Here is a 16,710-nt window from a genome sequence, read left to right as displayed (position 1 = left end):
CGCTGGGCTGCGCAGCAGCCCCCGACCTTGTTTTCTCAACGATGAGGTAACAGGATTGCGAGCGCTTCGCGCTCGAGCGGGAGCAAGCTCCCTCGCCACAAGAGCCTCAGCAAGCTCCCTTGCCACAAGAACCACAGCAAACTCAGGTTTTTAGCGGTGCGTAGCAATCCAGATCAGCAGTCCCGCCTGGAACACCGAAAACGCCACCAGACAGGTGATGGTGAAACGTAGCCCGGTGTCCTCGCGTTTGTATTTGCTGACTTTCTCTTCCTGCTTTTGCAGTTTGACTTCCTGCTCCGCCAGATTCTGCTCGGCTTGCTGCAGCATCTGCGCGGCTTCGAGGATTTCCACGAATTGCAGTTTTTCGGAGTTCCAGTCGCCGAGCAGATCGCCGACCTTTACCTCTTTGACGCTGCCCTTCAAATGCTGGGCGTCGGCGTAGACCACGTCAAAGCCATGCACGCGCAGGAAGTGGTCGCGGCGCAGGCGGGTGTCTTCGTTGAGGGCGTCCTTGTTGTTCAGGTCCGCACCGTCGACGGTGTAGCTCGACCACTTTTTCTTCGCCCACGTAATGCCTTGAGCGGCCAGAAAACGGCCAATGCCACGGTTCAGCGGTTCAATCTGCAGACCGCTGTCGGGACCGAAGTGCACGCGACGGTTCTCATGATCGACCCAGACGTCCAGGTGGTTCTGTTCTTTGCGCACCCGTTGACCGGGCAGTGAAATGCTCATGCGCAGCAGGCTGCGTTCTTTGCTGTTGCGCTCGGCATAACCGAACTCGACAAAGCGCAATGGCCGCCCACCGGTCGCTCGATCGGTTTTCAGCGGCGCCAGGCGAAGCATCTTGTGGTGCTCGGCCTGGACGTCCGACCACGGCAGGTCGACCACTTCAGTGGCGGTGGTTTGCGGCGCAGTGTCGGGTGAATTCTGGGTATCAGTCATAACGGCGAGATCCTGTCCAAGCCCTGCTTGGCGGCAGCCAATGGGCTGCCGACACAGGCTTATCGGCCGTTTTTTCCAGGACTGGAGGGTAAAACCGGCTTAACTGGCGCGAAGTCCGTCAATAAAGCTCAGGATGCTCGAGCCGAGTTCGACAGCGAGGGGCAGTTGCGGGTCTTTGTAGGAGGCCAATTGCCGTTTGATGTCATTGGGCACGATACGCATCACGTGGTTCATGCCTTCGATCAGCGCCAGTTGGGCATCCGGTTTCGCCGCTTTGAGCATCTGTGCGTCACCGACACCGACCTGCATGTCGTTGCTGCCCTGGATGATCAGCGCCGGCATTTTCAATTTGGCGAAAGCCGCTGCCGGGTCCTGGCGAAACAGGCTGATCAGGTACGGTTGCACGCTGGGACGGAAGATCACCTGCAGCGGCGTCGGAACATGTTCATCGACATGTCCGGCCTTGAGGCTGTCCAGCAGCTCATTGCTGCGCAGCAGCAGATCGGGAGGCATTCGATTGCTCAATTGTTGACGCAAGACCTGATCTACCGGACGGGCGCTACCGGACACGGAGATTACTGCGGCGGCATCGACTTGCGGAGCGGCGAGTGTGGCCACCAGTGCACCTTCACTGTGCCCGAGCAGAATCAATGGCCCCATACGCGGGTCGGACTTGAGTTTCTGGCCCCAGGCCACGGCATCGGCAACGTAGGCCTCAAGGGTCAGATTGCGTTCATCCGGGGTCGCTGCGAGGCTGGCCGCCACGCCGCGTTTGTCGTAACGCACGCTGGCGATGTTGTGTTTGGCCAACACCCAGGCCAGGCGCTTGAGGCTGTCGTTGTTGCCGCCTTCCGGGTTATTGCCGTTACGATCAGTCGGGCCCGAGCCGGAAATGATCAGCACAACCGGCACCGGGCTGTCGGACTTTGGCAGCAACATCGAGCCGAAAAGCTCACCGCTGCCGGTATCCAGACTGATTGGCCGTTGCAGTACAACAGAGGCCTGGGCTGCATTGGAAAGCAGGCCAGTAAACAGGGTAAGGCTCAAGGCAATAACTCGCAGCATCATCACGCCATCATTCAGAAGGTGTCGGTTGGACTTGCAGGCACCGATAAGGTTCGAGGATGAACTAGTTGGATAGCCTGCGTATACTCGCCGACATTACATTTTCAGGTTGAGTCACTCAGCGAATTCACGGAGCGCCCTGCATGTCCGGCAATACCTACGGCAAGCTGTTCACTGTCACCACCGCGGGCGAAAGCCATGGTCCGGCGTTGGTCGCCATTGTCGACGGCTGCCCGCCGGGCCTTGAACTGTCCCTGGAAGACTTGCAGCGTGATCTGGACCGCCGCAAGCCCGGCACCAGCCGCCACACCACCCAGCGTCAGGAAGCCGACGAAGTCGAAATCCTCTCTGGCGTGTTCGAGGGCCGCACCACCGGTTGCGCGATTGGCCTGCTGATCCGCAATACCGACCAGAAGTCCAAGGACTACTCGGCGATCAAGGACCTGTTCCGCCCGGCCCACGCCGACTACACCTATCACCACAAATACGGCGAGCGCGATTACCGTGGCGGTGGTCGCAGCTCGGCGCGGGAAACCGCCATGCGTGTGGCTGCGGGGGCGATTGCGAAAAAATACCTGGCGACCCAGGGCATCGTCATTCGCGGCTACATGAGCCAGCTTGGGCCTATCGAAATCCCGTTCAAGACCTGGGACTCGGTCGAGCAAAACGCCTTCTTCAGCCCCGACCCGGACAAAGTGCCAGAGCTTGAGGCCTACATGGATCAATTGCGCCGCGACCAGGATTCGGTCGGCGCGAAGATCACCGTAGTCGCCGAAGGCGTGAAGCCTGGGCTCGGCGAACCGATCTTCGACCGTCTCGACGCCGAACTGGCCCATGCGCTGATGAGCATCAACGCGGTGAAAGGCGTGGAAATCGGTGCCGGTTTCGCCAGTGTCGCCCAACGCGGCACCGAACACCGTGACGAAATGACCCCGGAAGGTTTCCTCAGCAACAACGCGGGCGGGATTCTGGGCGGCATCTCTTCGGGGCAACCGATCGTTGCGCACCTGGCACTCAAGCCAACGTCGAGCATCACCACGCCGGGCCGTTCGATCGATATCCACGGCAACCCGGTGGACGTCGTTACCAAGGGCCGTCATGACCCGTGCGTCGGCATCCGCGCTACGCCGATTGCCGAAGCGATGATGGCCATCGTGTTGATGGACCACCTGCTGCGCAATCGCGGGCAAAACGCCGATGTGCGCGTCAGCACTCCGGTGCTGGGCCAGCTGTGAAGCCATGCCCTGACGTCGCCGCGGTCTGACGGCCGTGGCGGCGCTTCCATACTGGCGGTTGTCCAGCTTCTATCTGTTCTATTTCGCCTTGCTCGGTTCGACCGCGCCGTTCCTGGCGCTGTACTTCGATCACCTGGGGTTTTCCAGTGCGCGCATTGGCGAACTGGTGGCGATTCCGATGCTGATGCGCTGCGTCGCACCGAATATCTGGGGCTGGCTCGGTGACTACACCGGCCGGCGCCTGGCCATCGTGCGCTTCGGCGCGATCTGTACGCTGCTGACCTTTTCGCTGATCTTCGTCAGCAAAAGCTACGCCTGGCTGGCGATGGTCATGGCGCTGCATGCATTCTTCTGGCACGCGGTATTGCCGCAGTTCGAGGTCATCACCCTCGCGCATTTGCAGGGCCAGACTTCGCGCTACAGCCAGATCCGCTTGTGGGGATCGATCGGTTTCATCATCACCGTGGTTGCGTTGGGGCGGCTGTTTGAATGGTTGAGCCTGGACATCTACCCGGTGACGCTGGTGGTGATCATGGGCGGGATAATCATCAGCAGCCTCTGGGTGCCGAACGCCCAGCCGGCGCAAGGCAATCGGCTGGCGGGCGAGGGCTTTCTCAAGCAACTGCGCAGCCCCGGCGTGTTGGCATTTTATGGCTGCGTGGCACTGATGCAGATGAGCCATGGGCCGTATTACACTTTTCTGACCCTGCACCTTGAACACCTCGGTTACAGCCGCGGCGTGATCGGTATGCTCTGGGCGTTGGGAGTGGTCGCCGAAGTCCTGATGTTTTTGTTCATGAGCAAGATCCTTGGGCGCTTCTCGGTACGCCGGGTGTTGATGGCGAGTTTCCTGCTGGCGGCGTTACGCTGGCTGCTGCTCGGCTCGTTCGCCGAATTCCTGTGGGTGCTGCTGTTTGCGCAGATTCTGCACGCGGCGACCTTCGGCAGTTTTCACGCCGCGGCCATCCATTTCGTGCAACGTAGCTTCGGTGCACGCCAGCAAGGGCAGGGCCAGGCGTTGTACGCGGCACTGGCCGGCACCGGCGGAGCGTTGGGCGCGTTGTATTCCGGTTACAGCTGGAATGCCCTGGGCGCTACATTGACCTTTAGTATTGCCAGCCTCGCAGCGTTCGCTGCAGCCGTTATCATTGCCACACGTATGCAAGAGGACAGGCCATGAGCCTTACCCGTGAACAACTCGCCCAGCAAATCATCGACGCCGGGCGTTTTTTGTATGGCCGTGGCTGGTCGCCCGCCACCAGCAGCAACTATTCGACGCGACTGTCGGCCACCGAAGCCCTGTTGACCGTTTCCGGTAAACACAAAGGGCAGTTGGGGATGGATGACGTGCTGGCCACGGATATGTCGGGCAGCAGCCTGGAACCGGGCAAGAAGCCGTCTGCCGAAACCCTGCTGCACACCCAGTTATATAATTGGCGTGCCGACATCGGTGCGGTGCTGCACACCCATTCGGTCAATGCCACGGTGTTGTCGCGGCTGCTGCAGAGTCCGGTCATTACGTTTGAAGACTACGAACTGCAAAAAGCCTTTAGTGGGATCTCGACTCATGAGTCCAAGGTGCGGGTGCCGATCTTCGACAATGATCAGGACATCGAGCGCCTGGCGTCCAAAGTCCAGCCATGGCTCGACGACCATCCCGACTGTGTCGGTTACCTGATTCGCGGTCATGGCCTCTACACCTGGGGCCCGAAGATGAGCGATGCGTTGCGGCAGATCGAAGCGTTTGAGTTCCTGTTTGAATGCGAGCTGAAAATGCGCGCGTTGATTAACCGTTAAGGCCTACTTCTACCTGAAGTCGCCAACCGCCCGATGAAACGCGTTGCCTGACCGGTCTGTAAAAGCCGGACGGCAGCGCCGCTAACGAGGAATTGCCAGCATGAGCAGCCTGTCCGTTTACCACGTTTCAAGCCCGGACCTGCCGAACAAGGTCCTGACCCACTTCGACGATATCGCCTCGACCCTGGCCGAAAAAGGTGTGCGCTTCGACCGTTGGCAAGCCGCGGCGAAGATCCAGCCCGGTGCCAGTCAGGAAGAAGTGATTGCCGCTTATCAGGTGCAGATCGATCAATTGATGACCGAGCGCGGTTACATCACCGTCGACGTGGTCAGCCTTAACAGCGATCACCCGCAAAAAGCCGAATTGCGTGCCAAGTTTCTGGAAGAACATCGTCATGGCGAAGACGAAGTACGATTTTTCGTCGCGGGCCGTGGCCTGTTTACTTTGCACATCGACGACTACGTGTACGCCGTGCTCTGCGAGAAAAACGACCTGATTTCGGTGCCCGCCGGCACTGCACACTGGTTCGACATGGGCGAGCACCCGCACTTCGTGGCGATTCGGCTGTTCAACAACCCCGAAGGCTGGGTGGCCAACTTCACCGGCGACGACATCGCCAGCCGCTTCCCGCGTCTCGAGGACTGATGGCATGACGATCAAAGCCATTCTCACCGACATCGAAGGCACCACCAGCGCGGTGAGTTTTGTGTTCGACGTGCTGTTTCCCTATGCCGCCAGACATTTGCCGGACTTTGTCCGGCAACAGGCGCAACGGGCCGATGTTGCCCGGCAGATCGACGCCGTTCGCCAGGACAGCGCCGAGCCTGGCGCTGACGTTGAACGGGTGATTGAAATCCTGCTGGGCTGGATTGCCGAAGACCGCAAGGCCACGCCACTCAAGGCGTTGCAAGGGATGGTCTGGGAGCAGGGTTATCAGGCCGGGCAGTTGAAGGGGCATGTTTACCCGGACGCAGTCGAGGCGCTGAAACGCTGGCATCAGGCCGGTTATCAACTGTTCGTTTACTCGTCCGGTTCGATCCAGGCCCAGAAGCTGATCTTCGGTTGCTCCGAGGCCGGTGATTTGACGCCGCTGTTCAGTGGCTACTTCGACACCACTTCGGGACCCAAGCGTGAGGCGCAGTCCTATCAGCGCATTACTCAAGCCATTGGCTGCGAGCCTGCGCAGATCCTGTTTCTCTCCGACATCGTTCAGGAGCTGGATGCCGCCCGTGAAGCCGGCATGGCCACCTGCGGACTGGTACGCGAAGGCGGTGAGCTCGCCGGGCATCTGAACGTCAGCAGCTTTTCACAGATCGATCCCGCCACGTTCTGAGTGGCTACGGCTGACTGCAACTCACGCGGTCAGCCGACTTTCCATCACGGACTAACATCATGGCCAACGCACGTCTGTAGGACGTGTAGGAAGTTGCCTGTTGATAAGTCGGCCATGCCTGTTTGTGGTTTTCCTTACTTGTTTAATCTTGTCCCTGTGTAACTCTTCGGCCCTTAAGTTTGTTCGCTTACCCAGGCACTTTTCGCGCTTGGCAATGGTGCGGACTCCTGGTGAGAGGGCTAAGGATGAAAACACCAAAGCGACAGCGTCCGGATCCGGCAGGCAAACCGCTGAGCGAAAAGGAACTGGAGATTCTGTATTGGGCCAAGGCCGGCAAAACGGTGTGGGAAATCAGTGTGATTCGGGACATTTCCGAGGCGACGGTGAAGTTTCACCTGAGCAACATCTACTCCAAGCTCGAAGTCACCAACCGTGCCCAAGCGGTCGGCGAGGCGGTTAATCGTGGCTTGTTGAGCTGAGCTCAAAACGCACTCAGGCCGTGCAGCGCAAGGCTTGCACGACCTGAAAGGTTTGAACGGTTGAAGCTTATCTCGAGTGATAGGTCGGCAAGGCGAAACGCTGCTGGCTTTGCAGCATTGAAATCTGCGGCAGTTCGCTGGCCTGTTCGGCCAAGTCACGGCGAATGGCACTGATTACCCAGGACAGTTGATCGCCGGCGTGCAATTGAGCGTAGGAAATCGAGCGTTTGAACACTCGGCCATCGCTGCTATTGAGCGTCAGCAGAATACCGCCGTCAGGGCGTGCTTGCGTGGTGACGTCGAAGTTGGAGAACAGGGACGAAAATTTTTCCTGGATCAGGCTCATGTCGATCAGCTCCGTTTGCACTTGAATGGCAAGCATGGAGTGATAGGTGCACTGATTGTGCCATTATGAGATTTTATAAAAACTGTTATAAATCAATAGTATAGAAAGTTAGTAATTTTTTGGCATCGTGCATTTTGCATGAATGGCCATCGTGCATCCTGCATTTTGCGTGTTTGCCGCAGTATCGACCCGGATACAAAACATTTCAAAAACCGCGTGTACAGCGACACAAGCGCGGGCGTACTTTTTGGCTTGAATCGACTCTTCCACGTTTGTTTTTATCTCTAACCAGAGGTTATCTGCCGTCTCTGATTCGGGGATGAAGTTGCCTCAACATCTGCGACCAAATGTTCACCCGACAATAACAAAACAGGCCTGGCATCAAGGGCCGAACGGGAGCAACCATGAGTCTCGCGTCAAACGACATGATCACCTGGGGCATGATGCTCCGTAAGTTGCCGTCCATTGCCAAGGCCCTGCCACGGGTGGTCAAGGGGCTGAAAGTCGCCAATGTCAAACAACCGGATCAACCCTGCGGCCTCGGTTGGAGCTTCGAGCAAGCGACGCAGCGTAATCCCGATGGTCCGGCGCTGCTGCAAGGTGAGGTCAGACTGAGTTATGCACAGGTCAATCAGTGGGCCAACCGCATTGCTCACTACCTGATTGCCCAGGGCATTGGCAAAGGTGATGTGGTCGGGGTCTTCATCGAAAACCGCCCGGAACTGCTGGTCACAGTGTTGGCGGTGGCCAAGGTTGGCGCGATCAGCGCCATGCTCAATACCTCGCAAACCCGACAGGCGCTGGTGCACAGCGTGAATCTGGTGGCTCCGGCGGCAATCGTGGTGGGCGAGGAGTTGGTCGGGGTTTATTCGGCGATCCGCGAGCAGGTTGCAATCGATACCGCGAGAACCTGGTGGGTGGCCGATCAGGACACTTCCCGTGATCCCGGTTCGGTTCCCGCAGGCTTCATCAACCTGATGCTTGTCAGTACAGATTGCCCGACCGACAACCCGCTCAGCAGTCAGCAGGTATACCTCAACGACCCTTGCTTCTATATCTACACCTCCGGCACGACCGGGTTACCCAAGGCCGGAGTGTTCAAGCATGGCCGCTGGATGAAGACCTCCGCCAGTTTCGGGTTGATCGCGTTGGATATGACCCCCGACGATGTCATCTATTGCACCTTGCCGCTGTACCACGCCACGGGGTTGTGCGTGTGCTGGGGCTCGGCAATTTGTGGGGCGTCGGGCTTTGCCATTCGGCGCAAGTTCAGCGCCAGTCAGTTCTGGAACGACGCGCGCAAATACCAGGCGACCACCATCGGCTACGTCGGCGAGTTGTGCCGTTACCTGATCGATCAGCCGCCGAGCACCGCCGACTGTGATAACGCGGTGCTGAAGATGATCGGCAACGGGCTGCGCCCCGGCGTCTGGAGCGAGTTCAAGCGGCGCTTCGGGGTCAATCACATTTGCGAGTTGTACGCCGCCAGCGACGGCAATATCGGTTTCAGCAACATCCTCAACTTCGACAACACCATCGGCTTCTCACTGATGTCCTGGGCGTTGGTCGAGTACACCCACGACAGCTGCACGCCGATTCGCAACAGCAAGGGTTTCATGCAGAAAGTCGGTAAAGGACGGCAAGGCCTGTTGCTGGCAAAGATTGATGACAAGGCGCCGTTGGACGGCTACACCGACCCGCAGAAGACCGAAAAAGTTGTGCTCCACGATGTCTTCGAGAAGGGCGATCGCTACTTCAATACGGGTGACTTGCTGCGCAGCATCGGTTTTGGTCATGCACAGTTTGTCGACCGCCTCGGCGATACCTACCGCTGGAAGGGTGAGAACGTGTCGACCACCGAGGTCGAGAACATCCTCTTGAAACACTCCCACATCGCCGAGGCGGTGGCCTATGGCGTCGAGATCAACAACACCAACGGCCGCGCCGGCATGGCTGCGATTACCCCGGCTGAGTCCCTGGCGACCCTGGACTTCAGCGAGTTGCTGAGCTTCGCCCGTCAACACCTGCCGGCCTATGCGGTGCCGTTGTTTTTGCGGGTGAAAGTGAAAATGGAGACCACCGGGACCTTCAAGTACCAGAAGACCCGCCTCAAGGATGAAGCATTCGATCCGCGCAAAACCGGCGAAGATCCAATCTACGCCTGGCTGCCGGGCTCGGACACTTATGTGCAGGTCACCGAACAGGTACTGGCGGATATCCACGCTGGCAAGTTCCGTTATTGATTCTGGCTATGGCCGGACGAGAGAAAAAAGGAGTGACAGGTATCACGCCGCTTAAGGAAACTAGCGGCTTTGCGATTGACCGAATGTGGAGTCCCCAATGACAGACAAATCCCGCCAGATGACCCCGGAAGAAGCCGCGGAGTTTGCCGAGCAGGTGTTCAATAAGGCACGTGATGGTGACGCGGCGATGCTCGCCGCACTGCTGAGCAAAGGCCTGCCGCCGAACCTGCGTAACCACAAGGGCGACACCTTGCTGATGTTGGCCGCCTATCACGGCCACGTCGATGCAGTGAAAGTGCTGCTTGAGCACAAGGCCGATCCAGAGATTCGCAACGAAAATGGCCAAAGCCCGATTGCCGGCGCGGCGTTCAAAGGCGATCTGGCAGTGGTGACCGCCCTGGTTGAGGGTGGCGCCGAGGTTGAAGGTTCGTCCTTTGACGGCCGCACCGCGTTGATGATGGCCGCGATGTTCAATCGCAGCGCAATCGTCGACTACCTGATCAGCAAAGGTGCTGATCCCAAGGCCAAGGACGCCAACGGCATCAACGCCCTGGACGCGGCCAGGACCATGGGCGCGGCAGATACCACGGCGCAGTTGCAGAAGCTGCTTGGCTGATCCCGAACCCTGTGGCGAGGGAGCTTGCTCCCGCTGGGGCGCGAAGCGGCCCTGAATCCTGAACCCCGGTTGTATCTGATACTCCGAGTGTTTCTGATTACGACTGCTTCGCCCGAGCGCGGACCGGCCGGCGGGAGCAAGCTCCCTCGCCACAGGTTCGCGCTTGACCTCGGGCTCGGTATCCATTCGCGAATGCGCTATCCTTCGCGCCCTCAAATTTCCCTCGCTACAGGATCTGCCCATGAAAGCCGCACTCATCGAACTCATCAGCAAAATCAGCTCCGGCTGCATGAGCGAGGCGGAAATTGTGCAGATCGCCGATGAAGCCGCCCAGGCCTATGCCGATCCCGAGGCGTTTCTGGCGGCCAACCCGGACATCAACTACGACGACACTTTCCCGATCCCGCTGGGTGAATGGGTGGTAGTCGGCAGCCTGCCGGAAACCGTGCTGTTCCAGGCCGACACCTACATGGACCTGTTTGAGCAGATCGTTGCGTCTTTCGGCCCGGGCGTGACGTTCAACATCAAGCCCAAGCAACTGGCCAAGACCGAAGCGTTGACTGCACTCAACCGCATCCAGATCCAGATGGGCAGCATGAACCCGGAAAACGGCGGCTACACGCTGATGAACTTCAGCCAGCTGCTCGATGACGAGATTCAGGTCGTGCTGGTCTATGGCAACGATGTCCCACGGGTGCTGGAGTTGTGTGCGCACATCGGGATTGCCGCGGCACCGTCGCTGGAAGCGCTGAAAGTGGCGATCCACGTTTAAGGCCATTACGGCGCCAACCGTAATAAATCGGAGCCCTTGTCAGGCCCGACTATCCTAAGGGGGAAATTCTTCTCCTGGGAGCGACACCATGGGTTCCACCTTCAATGGCCTGGTTGGCCTGATCATCCTCGCGCTGGATATCTGGGCGATCATCAACGTGCTTAAAAGCGGTGCAGAAACCGGGATGAAAATCATCTGGGTGCTGCTGATTCTCCTGCTTCCGGTGCTGGGCCTGGTTATTTGGGCAATTGCGGGCCCCCGGGGCAACGTACGGTTCTAACCCCCACACCATGACCCTGTAAGCAAGGCTTGCCCGCGATGAACATAACGCGGTTTGGCTGAAAAACGCGGAGTCTGCATCGCGGGCAAGCCTTGCTCCTACGCCGAAGTATGGCCAGCCGTAACGTGAGGTTCGACCTGTCATGTTCGGCGACGTAGAATGCGCGCCTTTCCGTGGACAATCGCCTGCCCAGCGCCTGCGATTGTCCATCATGGGCGGGTAACCGTCCGTTGCCACCAGCATTCACCGGGGGACTTCCCATGAGCACCACCAAGACAAGCGAGTACCTGGAAACCCTCTACGAAGGCTACGGCCAGCGTTTTCGCATGGAAAAACTGCTGCACGAAGTGCGCACCGAGCACCAGCACCTGGTGATTTTCGAGAACCCGCGCATGGGCCGGGTCATGGCGCTCGACGGTGTGATCCAGACCACCGAAGCCGACGAGTTCATCTACCACGAGATGCTCACTCACGTGCCGATCCTGGCTCACGGCTCCGCCAAGCGCGTATTGATCATCGGCGGTGGCGACGGCGGCATGCTGCGTGAAGTGGCCAAGCACCGCAGTGTCGAACACATCACCATGGTCGAAATCGACGGCACCGTGGTCGACATGTGCAAGGAATTCCTGCCGAATCACTCCAAAGGTGCGTTCGATGATCCACGCCTGAACCTGGTGATCGACGATGGCATGCGTTTCGTCGCCACCACCCAGGAAAAATTCGACGTGATCATCTCTGACTCCACCGACCCGATCGGTCCGGGTGAAGTGCTGTTCTCGGAGAACTTCTACCAGGCCTGCCGCCGCTGCCTGAATGAAGGCGGTATTCTGGTGACCCAGAACGGCACGCCGTTCATGCAGATCGAAGAAGTGAAAACCACCGCCGGGCGCTTGCGCAGTCTGTTCCCGGACTGGCACTTCTATCAGGCTGCGGTGCCGACTTACATCGGCGGTGCCATGACGTTTGCCTGGGGCGCGACCAACACGGCGTACCGCAAGCTGTCGCGCGAAACCCTGAGTCAGCGTTTTGCCGGCAGCGGCATCATCACCCGCTACTACAATCCGGAAATCCATATTGGCGCATTCGCTCTTCCGCAGTACGTGCTGCAAGCGGTGAACAAGCCGAGTAATGATTAAGCCGGGCTGACCGAAAAGGGCCGAGAGGCCCTTTTTGTGTTTCCAGATATACGTTGCACGAAATTTTCACAAACACTCCAAGACAATTCACCCACGCCGATTTAACGCTCAACCCCCTGTGACCCTTGTTCCAGAGCCCTGGAAGCCAGGCTTTGGGGGGGTGTTTGCCAGTAATGAATGGTAATGCCGCGAGTGATCGTGCAACATTTGCGCATCGCGCACGCTCCCGGCCACTTCCTGCAAGTAATCGCAACGGAGGGCAGGGCGCCGCAACATCTTTGAAACTTCAACTTCCAATGAGTCCTATAAACGACATGGCTAACCCGGACGCCCTTAGTCAGCAGCGAGCTTCGAATCGCTTGCTGCAACCGACCGTCAAATCGCATCTGGCGTACACACTGCTCTGTGCCGTGGTCATGATGGCAATGCTCTCCCTGCTGCGCGTTGCGCTGCTGGTGTACAACCGGGAGATGATCCTCGACACACCCGCCTCGACCTTCCTCGAAGCGTTCGCCAATGGCTTGCGTTTTGACCTGCGCCTGGTGGTCTACCTCAGCATTCCACTATTGCTGTCCCTGTTCAGTGTCCGGGCGATGGCTGCCCGTGGTCTGTTCCGGTGCTGGCTGACCATTGCCTCGAGCATCGCGCTGTTCCTCGGCCTGATGGAAATGGACTTCTACCGTGAGTTCCACCAGCGCCTCAACGGCCTGGTCTTCCAGTATGTGAAGGAAGACCCGAAAACCGTCATGAGCATGCTCTGGTATGGCTTCCCGGTCGTCCGTTATCTGTTGGCCTGGGCCGTTGGCACCTGGTTGCTGAGCCTGGCGTTCAAGGGCGCCGACCGTGCAACCCGCCCACGCGGCCCGTTCAGCGGTGGCGCCATCAGCACCCGTCAGGTAGCCCCGTGGTACGCGCGCATCGCGGTATTCGTGGTGTGCCTGTTGATCTGCGTCGTGGCTGCCCGTGGCACGTTGCGTCAAGGTCCGCCGCTGCGTTGGGGTGACGTTTACACCACCGAGTCGAACTTCGCCAACCAGTTGGGCCTGAACGGCACGTTGCAATTGGTTGCTGCTGCAAAGAGCCGCATGTCCGAAGAGCGCGACAACATCTGGAAGCCGACGATGGAACAGTCCGTGGCCCAGAAAATTGTCCGCGATATGCTGGTGATGCCGGACGATAAGCTGGTTGATGCCGGTATCGCTGCGGTACGCCGCGATTACACGCCACCGGCCGACAAGACGCTGCCGATCAAGAACGTCGTTGTGATCCTGATGGAAAGCATGGCCGGTCACTCGGTCGGTGCCTTGGGCGCGCCGGGCAACATCACGCCCAACCTCGATAAATTGTCGAAAGAAGGCCTGTTGTTCGACCGCTTCTTCTCCAACGGCACTCATACCCACCAGGGTATGTTCGCCACCATGGCCTGCTTCCCGAACCTGCCAGGTTTCGAATACCTGATGCAGACCCCGGAAGGCAGCCACATGCTGTCCGGCCTGCCACAGTTGCTCAGCGCCCGTAACTACGACGATGTGTACGTCTACAACGGTGATTTTGCCTGGGACAACCAGTCGGGCTTCTTCAGCAACCAGGGCATGACCAACTTCATCGGGCGTAACGACTACGTCAACCCGGTGTTCTCCGACCCGACGTGGGGCGTGTCCGACCAGGACATGTTCGACCGTGGCCTGCAGGAACTCAAGGCGCGCGAAGGCAAGCCGTTCTACGCGCTGCTGCAAACCCTGTCCAACCACACTCCCTATGCCTTGCCGACGCCATTGCCGGTCGAAAAAGTCACTGATCGTGGCAGCCTGAACGAGCATTTGACGGCCATGCGTTACGCCGACTGGGCGTTGGGGCAGTTCTTTGAAAAGGCCCGTAAAGAGCCGTACTTCAAGGAAACCCTGTTTGTCATCGTGGGCGACCATGGTTTCGGCAACGAGCGTCAAATCACCGAAATGGACCTGGGCCGCTTCAACGTGCCGATGCTGATGATTGCACCGGGCATCCAGGAAAAATTCGGTCAGCGTGACCACACAGTGGGCACTCAGATCGACATCGTGCCGACCATCATGGGCCGCCTCGGTGGCGAAGTGCGTCAACAGTGCTGGGGACGAGACCTGCTCAACCTGCCGCAAGGCGACACCGGTTTTGGCGTGATCAAGCCATCGGGTACTGAACAGACCACGGCCATCGTCACGGCTGACCAGATCCTGATTCTGCCGAAGGAAAAGGAAATGGATCCGAAGATGTACCAGTACCAACTGGGTGCCAACCCGCATGCCGAAATCATCCCGAATGCACCGCGTACCGCTGAGCTGAAGCTCAAGCTGGAAGCGTTCCTGCAAACCGCGACCAAGAGCTTGCTGGATAACACCGCCGGTGTGACCGAAAGCATGCAGACCAAGTAAACCGTCAATAAAAAAGAGGCCCGCGAGGGCCTTTTTTTTCGTCTGCCGAATCTGTCGGCGGGCGGTTGAACCCTGCCGACAACCCGGTCGGCTCGGCGCGTTTCCGTGCCATGCAACCGCTATGGTTTGCCTGGGGTATTCAGCAATCTGATGGTCATGGGTGTAGGAAAATCCTTCGCTACACTGCGAGCATCTTCCCCCGGAACATCAAGGCAACTCCCTATGCAAAATCGCATGATGATCACTGGTGCCGGGTCCGGCCTGGGTCGCGAAATCGCTCTGCGCTGGGCTCGAGAAGGCTGGCAGTTGGCCTTGTCCGATGTCAGCGAGCCAGGCTTGAAAGAAACCCTGAAACAGGTCCGTGAGACGGGTGGTGACGGTTTCATTCAGCGTTGCGATGTGCGCGACTACAGCCAGCTGACCGCCTTCGCCCAAGCCTGTGAAGAGAAGCTGGGCGGCATCGATGTGATCGTCAACAACGCCGGCGTGGCCTCGGGCGGTTTCTTCAGTGAGCTGTCGCTGGAAGACTGGGATTGGCAGATTGCGATTAACCTGATGGGCGTGGTCAAAGGCTGCAAGGCGTTCCTGCCGCTGCTGGAAAAGAGTAAAGGCAAGATCATCAACATCGCCTCGATGGCTGCGTTGATGCAGGGGCCTGCCATGAGCAACTACAACGTGGCCAAGGCCGGTGTCGTGGCGCTGTCCGAGAGCCTGCTGATTGAACTGGCACAGCAGGAAATCACTGTGCATGTGGTCTGCCCGTCGTTCTTCCAGACCAACCTGCTGGACTCCTTCCGTGGCCCGACCCCGGCCATGAAAGCCCAGGTCGGCAAGTTGCTGGAAAGCTCGCCGATTACCGCCAGCGATATCGCTGACTACATCTACCAGCATGTTGCCGTAGGCGAGTTCATGATTCTGCCTCATGAGCAGGGCCGTACGGCCTGGGCACTCAAACAGAAGAATCCGCAGTTGCTCTACAACGAGATGACCGTGATGGCCGACAAGATGCGCGCCAAGGCCAGGCAAAGCGCCAGCTGAGCTTGCGAGTAGCGGGCTGCGTCGTTAGGGTTGCCGCTTCTGGCCGCCCTGACGAGATGTGTGCATGCTCAATTACCTGTGGTTTTTCCTTGCGGCGCTGTTCGAAATCGCCGGCTGTTTCGCTTTCTGGATGTGGTTGCGGCAGGGCAAAAGCATCTGGTGGGTCGTGCCGGCGCTGCTCAGCCTGACGCTGTTCGCCATTGTGCTGACCAAAGTCGAATCGACCTACGCGGGCCGTGCTTATGCAGCCTACGGCGGCATTTACATTATTGCGTCCATCGGCTGGCTCGGCGTGGTCGAGCGGATTCGACCGCTGGGCTCGGACTGGCTGGGCGTTGCACTGTGCGTACTAGGCGCGAGCATCATTCTGTTTGGCCCACGCTTCACGACACCTTGAGTCATTGATGTTGCCGTGAAAGGGAAGTCTGTAAGAGGAGTCGTTTTGCCGCGTAGGGGGGGACTGTTTTGCCGCTGTTGCATTGTAGACCCGGCCTCAGCCGGTCATCTTCAAGGCCCGGTAATCTCAAGGACTAGAGCCATGCTCGTACTCAGCCGCGTTGTGGGCGAAATGATCTCCATTGGCGACAACATCTCTGTGCGTATCCTCGCCGTGAACGGAGGCAATGTCCGCTTCGGTATCGAAGCCCCGCAAAACATCAATGTGCATCGTGCTGAAGTCTACGAGCGCATTCAGGCCAAACAGGTACACGGCAAACGCGGCTGAAGTACTCGAACAAATAGCTGCCCGGCCAAACGGGTGCTCAGTCAAACAGGTGCTTGGGCACGTCGTGCTTGAGCATCAGCTGACATTGCTGGCTTTCAGGGTCGAACACGATCAGCGCCTGACCTTTGCTCAACGCATGGCGCACCCGCAACACGCGGGTTTCCAGCGGGGTTTCGTCGCCATTGTCGGTACCGTCACGGGTGACGAAGTCTTCGATCAGGCGGGTCAGGGTGTCGACTTCAAGTTGGTCGTGGGGAATCAGCATAGGCACCTCGGATCATCAATCCGGCGATCC

General features: G+C 58.7%; 19 protein-coding genes. 15 read left to right on the top strand and 4 right to left on the bottom strand.

All coding sequences use genetic code 11. The features are described 5' to 3' along the window. Nucleotides 1–150: 150 nt before the first annotated feature. Together AABM55_RS21225 and AABM55_RS21220 are read right to left on the bottom strand one after the other, a co-directional pair. The gene (locus AABM55_RS21225; protein WP_103315808.1) at nucleotides 151–942 is read right to left on the bottom strand and encodes a hypothetical protein; all 792 of its coding nucleotides are present in this window, start codon (nucleotides 940–942) and stop codon (nucleotides 151–153) included. 99 nt (nucleotides 943–1,041) lie between these two features. Next, entirely contained in the window at nucleotides 1,042–2,055 is a 1,014-nt protein-coding gene (locus AABM55_RS21220; RefSeq protein ID WP_081013690.1) for an alpha/beta hydrolase, read from the bottom strand. Between the two features lie 95 nt (nucleotides 2,056–2,150). Between AABM55_RS21220 and aroC the strand changes: the two genes are divergently transcribed. The 6 genes from aroC (at nucleotide 2,151) to AABM55_RS21190 (ending at nucleotide 6,852) form a co-directional block, all read left to right on the top strand. Next, nucleotides 2,151–3,242, top strand: coding sequence for a chorismate synthase (gene aroC, locus AABM55_RS21215; protein WP_019693022.1), 1,092 nt, complete (start codon nucleotides 2,151–2,153; stop codon nucleotides 3,240–3,242). A 34-nt stretch (nucleotides 3,243–3,276) separates the two neighbouring features. Then, entirely contained in the window at nucleotides 3,277–4,422 is a 1,146-nt protein-coding gene (locus AABM55_RS21210; protein WP_054593493.1) for an MFS transporter, read from the top strand. Next, entirely contained in the window at nucleotides 4,419–5,039 is a 621-nt protein-coding gene (locus AABM55_RS21205; RefSeq protein ID WP_347927704.1) for a methylthioribulose 1-phosphate dehydratase, read from the top strand. The genes AABM55_RS21210 and AABM55_RS21205 overlap by 4 nt, the downstream gene beginning before the upstream one ends. A gap of 100 nt (nucleotides 5,040–5,139) precedes the next feature. Then, entirely contained in the window at nucleotides 5,140–5,685 is a 546-nt protein-coding gene (locus AABM55_RS21200) for an acireductone dioxygenase (protein ID WP_054593491.1), read from the top strand. Nucleotides 5,686–5,689: 4 nt separating this feature from the next. Next, a complete protein-coding gene (mtnC, locus tag AABM55_RS21195) occupies nucleotides 5,690–6,373 on the top strand; it encodes an acireductone synthase (protein ID WP_347927703.1) in 684 nt (227 codons plus the stop codon). A gap of 245 nt (nucleotides 6,374–6,618) precedes the next feature. Continuing rightward, a complete protein-coding gene (locus AABM55_RS21190) occupies nucleotides 6,619–6,852 on the top strand; it encodes a response regulator transcription factor (protein WP_054593490.1) in 234 nt (77 codons plus the stop codon). Nucleotides 6,853–6,919: 67 nt separating this feature from the next. Here AABM55_RS21190 and AABM55_RS21185 read toward each other — a convergent pair whose 3' ends face one another. Then, nucleotides 6,920–7,198, bottom strand: coding sequence for a DUF3509 domain-containing protein (locus AABM55_RS21185; protein ID WP_024264778.1), 279 nt, complete (start codon nucleotides 7,196–7,198; stop codon nucleotides 6,920–6,922). A 404-nt stretch (nucleotides 7,199–7,602) separates the two neighbouring features. Here AABM55_RS21185 and AABM55_RS21180 point away from each other — a divergent pair, with 404 nt between their 5' ends. The 9 genes from AABM55_RS21180 to csrA all read left to right on the top strand — a co-directional run bounded on the left by AABM55_RS21180 (nucleotide 7,603) and on the right by csrA (nucleotide 16,415). Further along, nucleotides 7,603–9,441: a long-chain-acyl-CoA synthetase gene (locus AABM55_RS21180; RefSeq protein WP_347927702.1), complete on the top strand. Its 1,839-nt coding sequence runs from the start codon at nucleotides 7,603–7,605 to the stop codon at nucleotides 9,439–9,441. Between the two features lie 97 nt (nucleotides 9,442–9,538). After that, nucleotides 9,539–10,057 (top strand): ankyrin repeat domain-containing protein, encoded by a 519-nt coding sequence (locus AABM55_RS21175; protein WP_054593488.1) that lies wholly within the window; start codon nucleotides 9,539–9,541, stop codon nucleotides 10,055–10,057. A 241-nt stretch (nucleotides 10,058–10,298) separates the two neighbouring features. After that, the gene (locus tag AABM55_RS21170) at nucleotides 10,299–10,829 is read left to right on the top strand and encodes a hypothetical protein (RefSeq protein WP_347927701.1); all 531 of its coding nucleotides are present in this window, start codon (nucleotides 10,299–10,301) and stop codon (nucleotides 10,827–10,829) included. An 88-nt stretch (nucleotides 10,830–10,917) separates the two neighbouring features. Beyond that, complete coding sequence (locus tag AABM55_RS21165; protein WP_054593487.1) at nucleotides 10,918–11,109, top strand: PLDc N-terminal domain-containing protein; 192 nt, start codon at nucleotides 10,918–10,920, stop codon at nucleotides 11,107–11,109. 260 nt (nucleotides 11,110–11,369) lie between these two features. Beyond that, entirely contained in the window at nucleotides 11,370–12,245 is an 876-nt protein-coding gene (speE, locus tag AABM55_RS21160) for a polyamine aminopropyltransferase (RefSeq protein ID WP_123580367.1), read from the top strand. Between the two features lie 314 nt (nucleotides 12,246–12,559). Next, nucleotides 12,560–14,653, top strand: a complete 2,094-nt coding sequence (locus tag AABM55_RS21155; protein WP_347930075.1) for an LTA synthase family protein — start codon at nucleotides 12,560–12,562, stop codon at nucleotides 14,651–14,653. A 222-nt stretch (nucleotides 14,654–14,875) separates the two neighbouring features. Continuing rightward, nucleotides 14,876–15,691: an SDR family oxidoreductase gene (locus tag AABM55_RS21150; RefSeq protein WP_347927700.1), complete on the top strand. Its 816-nt coding sequence runs from the start codon at nucleotides 14,876–14,878 to the stop codon at nucleotides 15,689–15,691. Nucleotides 15,692–15,755: 64 nt separating this feature from the next. Next, a complete protein-coding gene (locus AABM55_RS21145) occupies nucleotides 15,756–16,088 on the top strand; it encodes a YnfA family protein (RefSeq protein ID WP_347927699.1) in 333 nt (110 codons plus the stop codon). Nucleotides 16,089–16,229: 141 nt separating this feature from the next. After that, nucleotides 16,230–16,415 carry a carbon storage regulator CsrA gene (gene csrA, locus AABM55_RS21140; protein ID WP_054593482.1) on the top strand — a complete coding sequence of 62 codons (186 nt, stop codon included), beginning with the start codon at nucleotides 16,230–16,232 and terminating at the stop codon, nucleotides 16,413–16,415. A gap of 37 nt (nucleotides 16,416–16,452) precedes the next feature. Here the strand turns inward: csrA and AABM55_RS21135 are convergent, their stop codons facing one another. Next, the gene (locus AABM55_RS21135; RefSeq protein ID WP_019693006.1) at nucleotides 16,453–16,680 is read right to left on the bottom strand and encodes a YheU family protein; all 228 of its coding nucleotides are present in this window, start codon (nucleotides 16,678–16,680) and stop codon (nucleotides 16,453–16,455) included. Nucleotides 16,681–16,710 lie beyond the last annotated feature (30 nt).

The organism is Pseudomonas helvetica (assembly GCF_039908645.1).
Classification (GTDB): Bacteria; Pseudomonadota; Gammaproteobacteria; order Pseudomonadales; family Pseudomonadaceae; genus Aquipseudomonas; species Aquipseudomonas helvetica.
The sequence above is the reverse complement of the archived record's forward strand: the minus strand, read 5'-3'. Positions and strand labels throughout refer to the sequence as shown.